Genomic DNA, 541 nt, shown 5'->3' on the forward strand with positions numbered 1-541 from the left:
GCCATGGAGGCGACCTGGACCGCGAGCGCGCCCAGGAGCACGGGGCGGCGTCCGACATGGTCGGAAAGGGTTCCGGTCGTCAGCAGTGCGATCAGGAGTGCCAGAGCGTAGGCGCTGAAGACCACCGTGATGTCGAGGGCCGACAACTGCCACTGAGCCTGGTAGTGGGGGTACAGCGGGGTCGGCGCGCTGGATGCGGCGAGCAGCGCGATGAGGATCGAGGTGTGCAATGCGAACGGCAGGCGTCCGTATGGGGAGGTGCGGGGAGGCGTGAGGCCCGCGGGGACGCTCTGCATGAGGGTCCTTCCTGCGCTAAAAGCGATTGGTTTGCTTTAAGGCACCGTAGGTCCTACGATCGACTAAAGCAAACGATTCGCGTTTACGGTGGTCGGAGGTCCTGTACCAGGTCCGGCCCGTCGCGCCGCACAGATCCGGAAGGAAGCCATGACCAGCGAACTCACCCCCCAAGAGGCAGCCCGAGGGGCGCTGCGGGCGGGGCTCCCCCTCGGGGACGGCCGACACGAGGAAGTGGCCATGACGG

General features: G+C 66.7%; 1 protein-coding gene. It reads right to left on the reverse strand.

Translation table 11 applies throughout. The annotated features are described in order from the left end of the window. On the reverse strand, positions 1-296 hold a 296-nt coding region (locus tag ACLJPL_RS34130; protein ID WP_411084822.1), incomplete at its 3' end, for an MFS transporter. Between the last annotated feature and the right edge of the window lie 245 nt (positions 297-541).

This window comes from Streptomyces sp. cmx-18-6, assembly GCF_046548915.1.
GTDB lineage: Bacteria > Actinomycetota > Actinomycetes > Streptomycetales > Streptomycetaceae > Streptomyces.